We start from the raw sequence: 6,193 nt of genomic DNA, 5'->3' as shown, positions 1-6,193 counted from the left end.
GCTTTCCTCCGGGCGCTTCCCTTCGGTATTTCGTGTTCCGACTCTATCAGACTCTTTCGTGTCCGATTTCCTCGGCGCCTTTCCGGTTCTCCCTCTCGGGTTTCCCTTTCCGGCGGTTCCGACTCTATCAGATCCTTTCGGACCTGATTCCCGGTCTCCCGGAGCCAAGTCGGCTTGTCTTCCCGGCTGTTGGGCCGTTCCGACGGGTGAGACATTAGCGGAATCCTGGCCCCCGACGCCAATCGGGGCGCGTTCTCGAACGCGGATTCCTCATTTCGCAAAAGCGCACGAAAAACGAGACGACGAGGTGTCGTTCATAAGAAGTGGTTGATGCGGAATGGCTGTCCGGGGACCGACCGGAGTCGGCGCTCACGTCGGACAACTCGGAGAACACTACGTACCGGCGATGGCCGTGTCAACCCTCGGCCGGGGCCCCGTCGGACGGCCCCGCACACCCCCGGACCTCGTGCTTTCGGCCGAGACAGGCCTGGCGGGACGGCCGATCTGGCGGGCCGCGATGCGTCCTAGCTTGGCGGTATGAGGTCTCTTCTTCGGATCGCCGTCGCCGCCGTGACCCTCCTCCTACTCGGCCTGGCCATCGCGCCCGGTACCGCCCGAGCGGCGGACGGCGATGAGCACGTCGCACGGATACGGCTGCGGGTCGTCGACGCCGTGAACGAGGAGACCCGAGCCGAGATCGAGCGGCTGCGCGCGTGCCTTGGCACGGACGCGTCCGGCGAGGTGGCCCGGCTGGAGCACAAGTTGCGGGAGGGGTGCCGGCTCGCGGCGGACCTGCGGGCCGTGCGGGCGGTCCGGCCGCGCGCCGCGACAGCGGCCGTCCCCGCCGGGGCGGGCCGGGCTTCGGCAGGTGACGGGGGCCGGTCGTCCGACGAGAGCGTGCTCCAGGCCGCGCGCACGGCCCTTCCCCACACCCCGATCGGGGTGCTGAGTCTGGTCGGCGGGGGCGCGCTGGCGCTGGTTGGCGGGGGCCTGGCCGCCGCCGTGACGCGACGGCCGCGTACCAAGAACTAGCGGGTCAGCCGTTACCGGAGGCCAGCTCGCGGCTGCGGTCGCGGGCTGCTTCGAGCGCTGCGATCAGAGCGGCCCGTACGCCGTGGTTCTCCAGCTCGCGGATCGCGCTGATGGTCGTGCCCGCCGGGGACATCACCGCCTCGCGCAGCTTCACCGGGTGCTCGCCGCTGTCGCGCAGCATCACGGCGGCACCGATCGCGGACTGCACGATCAGGTCGTACGCCTGGGCGCGGGGCAGGCCGAGCAGGATTCCGGCGTCGGTCATCGCCTCGACCAGGTAGTAGAAGTAGGCCGGGCCCGAACCGGACAGGGCCGTCGCCGCGTCCTGCTGGGATTCCGGTACGCGCAGGGTCTTGCCCACGCCTCCGAAGATTTCCTCCGTATGGGCGAGGTGGGCCGGGGTCGCGTGGCTGCCGGCGCTGATCACCGACATGCCCTCGTCGACCAGGACGGGCGTGTTCGGCATGACGCGGACGACCGGCGTGCCCGCGGCGAGGCGGCCCTCGATGAAGGCGCTGGGGATGCCCGCCGCCGCGCTGACCACAAGGCGGTCGCTCGTGAGGTGCGGGGCCAGCTCGTCCAGGAGGCTGCCCATGTCCTGGGGCTTCACCGCGAGGATCAGGGTGTCCGCGCGCTTGGCGGCCTCGGCGTTGGTGACCGCGTCCACGCCGTAGCGGGCGTGCAGTTCCGCGGCGCGCTCCGGGCGGCGGGCGGTGACGAGGAGGTTGGCCGGGTGCCAGCCGGCCCGGATCATTCCGCTGAGGAGGGCCTCGCCGATCTTGCCGGTGCCGAGGACTGCGACGGTCTGGGTCATGCGGTCACCCTCCAGGTGGTGCGGCGTTCGTGACGTCATCCTCGCATCGGGGGCGGGTGGCCGAAGGGGGTGTCCGAAGGGCGGTACGGGGTGGTCGGCTAGGGGGTTCGGCGGGGCAGGGTGGCCGCTCCCAGGGCGAGGACCAGGACCGCGACCGCCGCCACGACGGCGGTGTCCCGTGCGAACGCGGCGGTCGCCTGCGGGTGGTGGAGGACCTGGGTCATGGCGTCGACGGCGTACGACATGGGCAGGGCGTCCGAGATCCAGCGCAGGACCGGCTGCATCGCGTCGCGCGGGGTGAACAGGCCGCACAGCAGGAGCTGGGGGAAGATCACCGCGGGCATGAACTGGACGGCCTGGAACTCCGACGCGGCGAAGGCCGAGACGAACAGGCCGAGGGCGGTGCCGAGCAGCGCGTCGAGCAGGGCCACCAGGAGGAGCAGCCACGGGGAGCCGACCACGCTCAGGTCGAGCAGCCAGACGGAGATGCCCGTCGCGATGAGCGACTGGAGCACGGCCAGGGCGCCGAAGGCCAGGGCATAGCCCCCGATCAAATCGCCCTTGCCGAGCGGCATGGCGAGCAGGCGTTCCAGCGTGCCGGAGGTGCGTTCACGCAGGGTGGCGATGGAGGACACCAGGAACATCGTGATCAGCGGGAAGATGCCGAGCAGCGAGGCGCCGATGCTGTTGAAGACGGCGGGGCTGCCGTCGAACACGTACCGGAGCAGGATGATCATCAGCGACGGGATGATCAGGAGCAGCGCGATGGTGCGCGGGTCGTGGCGCAACTGGCGCAGGACGCGGGCGGCGGTCGCGAGGGTGCGGGACGCGTTCATGAGCGGGCCTCTGGGTGGGGGGCTGTCACGGGGATGCCGGGTGCGGTCGGGGTCATCGGGATGGCTCGGGGCGGAACGCCTTCATCAGCGGGCCTCCAGGGGCGGGGCCGTCACAGGGCTGCCAAGTGGCGGTCGCGGTCATCGGGACGGCTCGGGTGCGGGACGCCTTCATCAGCGGGCCTCCAGGGGCGGGGCCGTCACAGGGCTGCCGGGTGCGGTCGCGGTCATCGGGACGGCTCAGGTGCGGGAGGGACGCCTTCATCAGCGGGCCTCCCGCACTGGGTCGTCGCAGGGATGCCAGGTGCGGTCGGGGTCATCGGGACGGCTCGGGGCGGGACGTGGCCTCGTCGACCAGGTGCAGGAAGGCCTCCTCGACGGTGTTGGTGCCGGTACGGGCGCGCAGGGCGTCCGGGGTGTCCTCGGCCAGGAGTTCGCCGTCGCGCAGGAGGAGCAGGCGGTGGCAGCGCTCGGCCTCGTCCATGACGTGCGAGGAGACCAGGAGGGTGGTTCCCCGGGCGGTGGCGATGGTGTGGAAGAGGTTCCACAGGTCGCGGCGGAGCACGGGGTCGAGGCCCACGGTCGGCTCGTCCAGGACCAGCAGTTCCGGGGTGCCGAGCAGGGCGACCGCGAGTGAGACGCGGCTGAGCTGGCCGCCGGAGAGCCGGCCCGCCAGGTCGTCGGCGTGGCGGGTGAGGTCGACGTCGCCGATGGCCCGGGCGACCGCTTCGGCGCGGGCCGCGCGGTGGGCGCGGCCCGGGTGCAGTACGGCCGCGAAGTAGTCCAGATTCTGACGTACCGTCAAGTCTTGGTAGACCGACGGTGCTTGGGTGACGTAGCCGATGCGTTCGCGCAGGGCCGGGGCGCCCGCGGGGGCGCCCAGGACGTCGAGGGTGCCGATGACCTTCGCCTGCGTGCCCACGATCGCGCGCATCAGGGTCGACTTTCCGCAGCCGGAGGGTCCGAGGAGGCCGGTGATGCGGCCGCGCGGGACGGTGAAGTCCAGGCCCTTCAGGACCCGGCGGTCGCCCCGCACGACGGTGAGGGCCCGGGCCGCCACGGCGGGGGTGTCGGTGTCGCGCCCCGGGGAGGCGGGGGTGCCCGGAGGGTTCGGGTCGTAATTCACCATGTGATGAATAGTGCGCCCGTCGTGGTTCGGGCGTCAAGGATCGGGGGGCCGTCAGGGTCGTCCCCCAAGGCCCGCCCGGGTGCGGCGCAGGACCTCGGAGGCATGAGGAATCGGTCGAAAGCTTCGTGGGGTTCGGCGCAGGGCCGGGCTCCCGGGATTCCCGGAGTTCCTGGAACCCCGGCAGCACACGGAATCACGTGGTCACCAAGGCCGAGGAGCGGCATCTCCGAGTCGTTCCTCGCCGCCCTCGGGGACGGGTTGTGGCGGGCCCTCGTCTCAGGGCCGTGGTGGGGAAGGCGGGGCGGTTCAGGTGGCCGGGGTCTCGGCCGTTCCCCGTTCGTTGACCGCCAGTTTCAGGTGGACCACGTAGCGCTCCTCCACCTGGCCGTCCGGGAACAGTTCGCTCAGTACGTCGCGCTCCCTCGCCAGGAACTCCCGCGACTTCTCCTCGCCCAGGACCAGGAACGCGGAGTGGCTCGCGAGGTTCGCCAGGTGCATGGCGAGGGGGACGGTACGGGTGTGCGGGATGCGGTGGTCGGTGAACTCCAGGCCGGGGACGTCGGCGCGCGGGTGGCCGCCCCGCAGAGCGTCCTCGCGGTCGGCCGCCCGGGTCTCGGGCCGGAAGAACTCCCACAGCCGCGCGTCCTGGGCGGCCACCCACGCGACCGAGCGGTCCGAGAAGTTCCACCACAGGGCGAGCGTGCCGCCGTGGCGCAGGACCCGGCGGGCCTCCGGGCCTGACCTCGCCTGGTCGGTCCAGTGCCAGGCCTGCGCGTACGTGATGAAGTCCGCCGACGCGGTGGCCAGCGGGAGGCGGTTGCCGTCGCCGCGCACCAGCATGATGGCGGGGTTGGTCCTGCGGAACTCCTCGGCCATGCCGTCACCCGGCTCCACCGCGGTGACCCGCGCGCCGCGCGCGTGCAGGAGCCTGCTCGCTATGCCGGTGCCCGCCCCGACGTCCACGACCCGGGCGTCCTTCAGCGGGCGACCGGCGAGTTCCTCCACCGTGTCGAGGAGGAGCGGCGGGTACGAGGGGCGGTTCGCCGCGTACTGGGCTGCGGCGGCGTTGAAGGACAGGGCCCGGGCGGAGAGGTCGAGTGCCATGGGCCGAGTCTGCCCGGGTGGACGCGGGCCCGAAGTGATTTCCGTGGTTTCCCGGAGGCTCCGCGCCCGGCCCTCCGCTCCGCCCCGCTCCCCGCCTACTTCCGCTCCGGCCCCGCTCCCCGGTCGCCCCCGCGGCCTACTTCCGCTTCGGCCGCTTCTTCGCCGCGGGGTTTCCCGTGCGGGTGCCCCGGCGGCGTTCGTACTGGGTGCGGGCGGTCTCGTACTCCTTGCGGTGCAGGGCTTCGCCGGGGGCCTCCGTGAACGTACGGAAGAAGTAGGCGAGCAGCGAGCCGATGAAGCCGATGGCCTTGAGGCCCTGGAGCGAGCGGTCCGCGTCGGGGTCGGCCGGGCGGGCCGAGAAGCCGTCCCAGGTCTTGCGGAAGGCCAGCGCGCTACAGATCGCGAACATCACCACGACCAGCACATTCACGAAGGTGCCGGTGTTCGAGAGCTGGAGGCCCTCGTACGCGAAGCGCAGGACGAGGCAGCCCGCGACCGCCGCGGCCAGCGAGCCGATCGCCGCACCGGCCCGGCGCAGCCCGTACCCGTGGTCGTGGTCCACCCAGGTGGTGCCGAAGAAACGGATGGGCTCGGGCCGGGGGCCGGGGGCGGACGCCTTGGCGTCGCCGATGCCGTCGTCGGCGCTTTCGCCCTTGTTCTCGCTCATGGGCTCGATTATCCCCGGCGGCGCCGGGCCGGGTCAGCTGCCGGGCTCGGCGTGGGGGATGTCGAGCAGGAGGTCCCCGGCGCGGGCCAGGACCTCGGTGCGGGGGCGGCCGCGGTGGTCGGCGGCCAGGAAGTGGTGGCCGATGGCCGCGCAGAAGGCGAGCAGGGCGCGGGCCTCGACCTCGTCCGGGTCGGGGCAGAAGGAGCCGATCATCTCGCGGAGCAGCTCCATGCGCCGGTTGTCGACGCGGCGCAGCCGGGCCGCGACCGCCTCGTCGCGGCGCGCCCAGTCGCGGATCGCGAGGTCGATGGGCAACAGGCGCTCGGACAGGGTGAGTTGGCCCGCCAGGCGGATCTTCGTCCGCTCGTCGCCGCCCTCGCGCTCGACGCGGTCGAGGACGTCGTCCACGCTCTCGCGTTCCCAGGTCTCCAGCATCCGCTCCAGCAGGGCGTCGCGGTCGGCGAAGTAGCCGTAGAACCCGCCCTTGGTCACGCCGAGCGCCTTGGCCAGGGCCTCGACGCGCACGGCGTCCACCCCGCCCTCGGCCAGCGCCCGCAGGCCCTGCTCGACCCACTTCTCGGGCGGTGTACGCGCTGCGCCCATGCCGTGCCCCA

7 protein-coding genes are annotated in these 6,193 nt (G+C 72.3%); 1 reads left to right on the top strand and 6 read right to left on the bottom strand.

The window, feature by feature from the left end; genetic code table 11:
• Positions 1–537: 537 nt before the first annotated feature.
• Entirely contained in the window at positions 538–1,032 is a 495-nt protein-coding gene (locus AC07F3_RS33540) for a hypothetical protein (protein ID WP_479118304.1), read from the top strand.
• Between the two features lie 4 nt (positions 1,033–1,036).
• Here the strand turns inward: AC07F3_RS33540 and proC are convergent, their stop codons facing one another.
• The 6 genes from proC to AC07F3_RS33510 form a co-directional block, all read right to left on the bottom strand.
• A complete protein-coding gene (gene proC / locus AC07F3_RS33535) occupies positions 1,037–1,846 on the bottom strand; it encodes a pyrroline-5-carboxylate reductase (RefSeq protein WP_479118303.1) in 810 nt (269 codons plus the stop codon).
• Positions 1,847–1,944: 98 nt separating this feature from the next.
• Entirely contained in the window at positions 1,945–2,682 is a 738-nt protein-coding gene (locus AC07F3_RS33530; protein WP_479118302.1) for an ABC transporter permease, read from the bottom strand.
• Positions 2,683–2,995: 313 nt separating this feature from the next.
• Complete coding sequence (locus tag AC07F3_RS33525; protein WP_479118301.1) at positions 2,996–3,808, bottom strand: ABC transporter ATP-binding protein; 813 nt, start codon at positions 3,806–3,808, stop codon at positions 2,996–2,998.
• A gap of 306 nt (positions 3,809–4,114) precedes the next feature.
• Complete coding sequence (locus AC07F3_RS33520; RefSeq protein WP_479118300.1) at positions 4,115–4,912, bottom strand: class I SAM-dependent methyltransferase; 798 nt, start codon at positions 4,910–4,912, stop codon at positions 4,115–4,117.
• Between the two features lie 136 nt (positions 4,913–5,048).
• Positions 5,049–5,579 carry a hypothetical protein gene (locus AC07F3_RS33515; protein WP_479118299.1) on the bottom strand — a complete coding sequence of 177 codons (531 nt, stop codon included), beginning with the start codon at positions 5,577–5,579 and terminating at the stop codon, positions 5,049–5,051.
• 33 nt (positions 5,580–5,612) lie between these two features.
• Positions 5,613–6,182, bottom strand: coding sequence for a TetR/AcrR family transcriptional regulator (locus AC07F3_RS33510; RefSeq protein WP_479118297.1), 570 nt, complete (start codon positions 6,180–6,182; stop codon positions 5,613–5,615).
• Positions 6,183–6,193 lie beyond the last annotated feature (11 nt).

This window comes from Streptomyces sp. NPDC045846 (assembly GCF_056431605.1).
The sequence above is the reverse complement of the archived record's forward strand: the minus strand, read 5'-3'. Positions and strand labels throughout refer to the sequence as shown.

Bases quoted from the DNA above. Each gene is read 5' to 3' on its own strand.
- AC07F3_RS33515 (WP_479118299.1), bottom strand. From the start codon at position 5,579: ATGAGCGAGAACAAGGGCGAAAGCGCCGACGACGGCATCGGCGACGCC.
- AC07F3_RS33530 (WP_479118302.1), bottom strand. From the start codon at position 2,682: ATGAACGCGTCCCGCACCCTCGCGACCGCCGCCCGCGTCCTGCGCCAG.
- AC07F3_RS33520 (WP_479118300.1), bottom strand. From the start codon at position 4,912: ATGGCACTCGACCTCTCCGCCCGGGCCCTGTCCTTCAACGCCGCCGCA.
- proC (WP_479118303.1), bottom strand. From the start codon at position 1,846: ATGACCCAGACCGTCGCAGTCCTCGGCACCGGCAAGATCGGCGAGGCC.
- AC07F3_RS33525 (WP_479118301.1), bottom strand. From the start codon at position 3,808: ATGGTGAATTACGACCCGAACCCTCCGGGCACCCCCGCCTCCCCGGGG.
- AC07F3_RS33540 (WP_479118304.1), top strand. From the start codon at position 538: ATGAGGTCTCTTCTTCGGATCGCCGTCGCCGCCGTGACCCTCCTCCTA.
- AC07F3_RS33510 (WP_479118297.1), bottom strand. From the start codon at position 6,182: ATGGGCGCAGCGCGTACACCGCCCGAGAAGTGGGTCGAGCAGGGCCTG.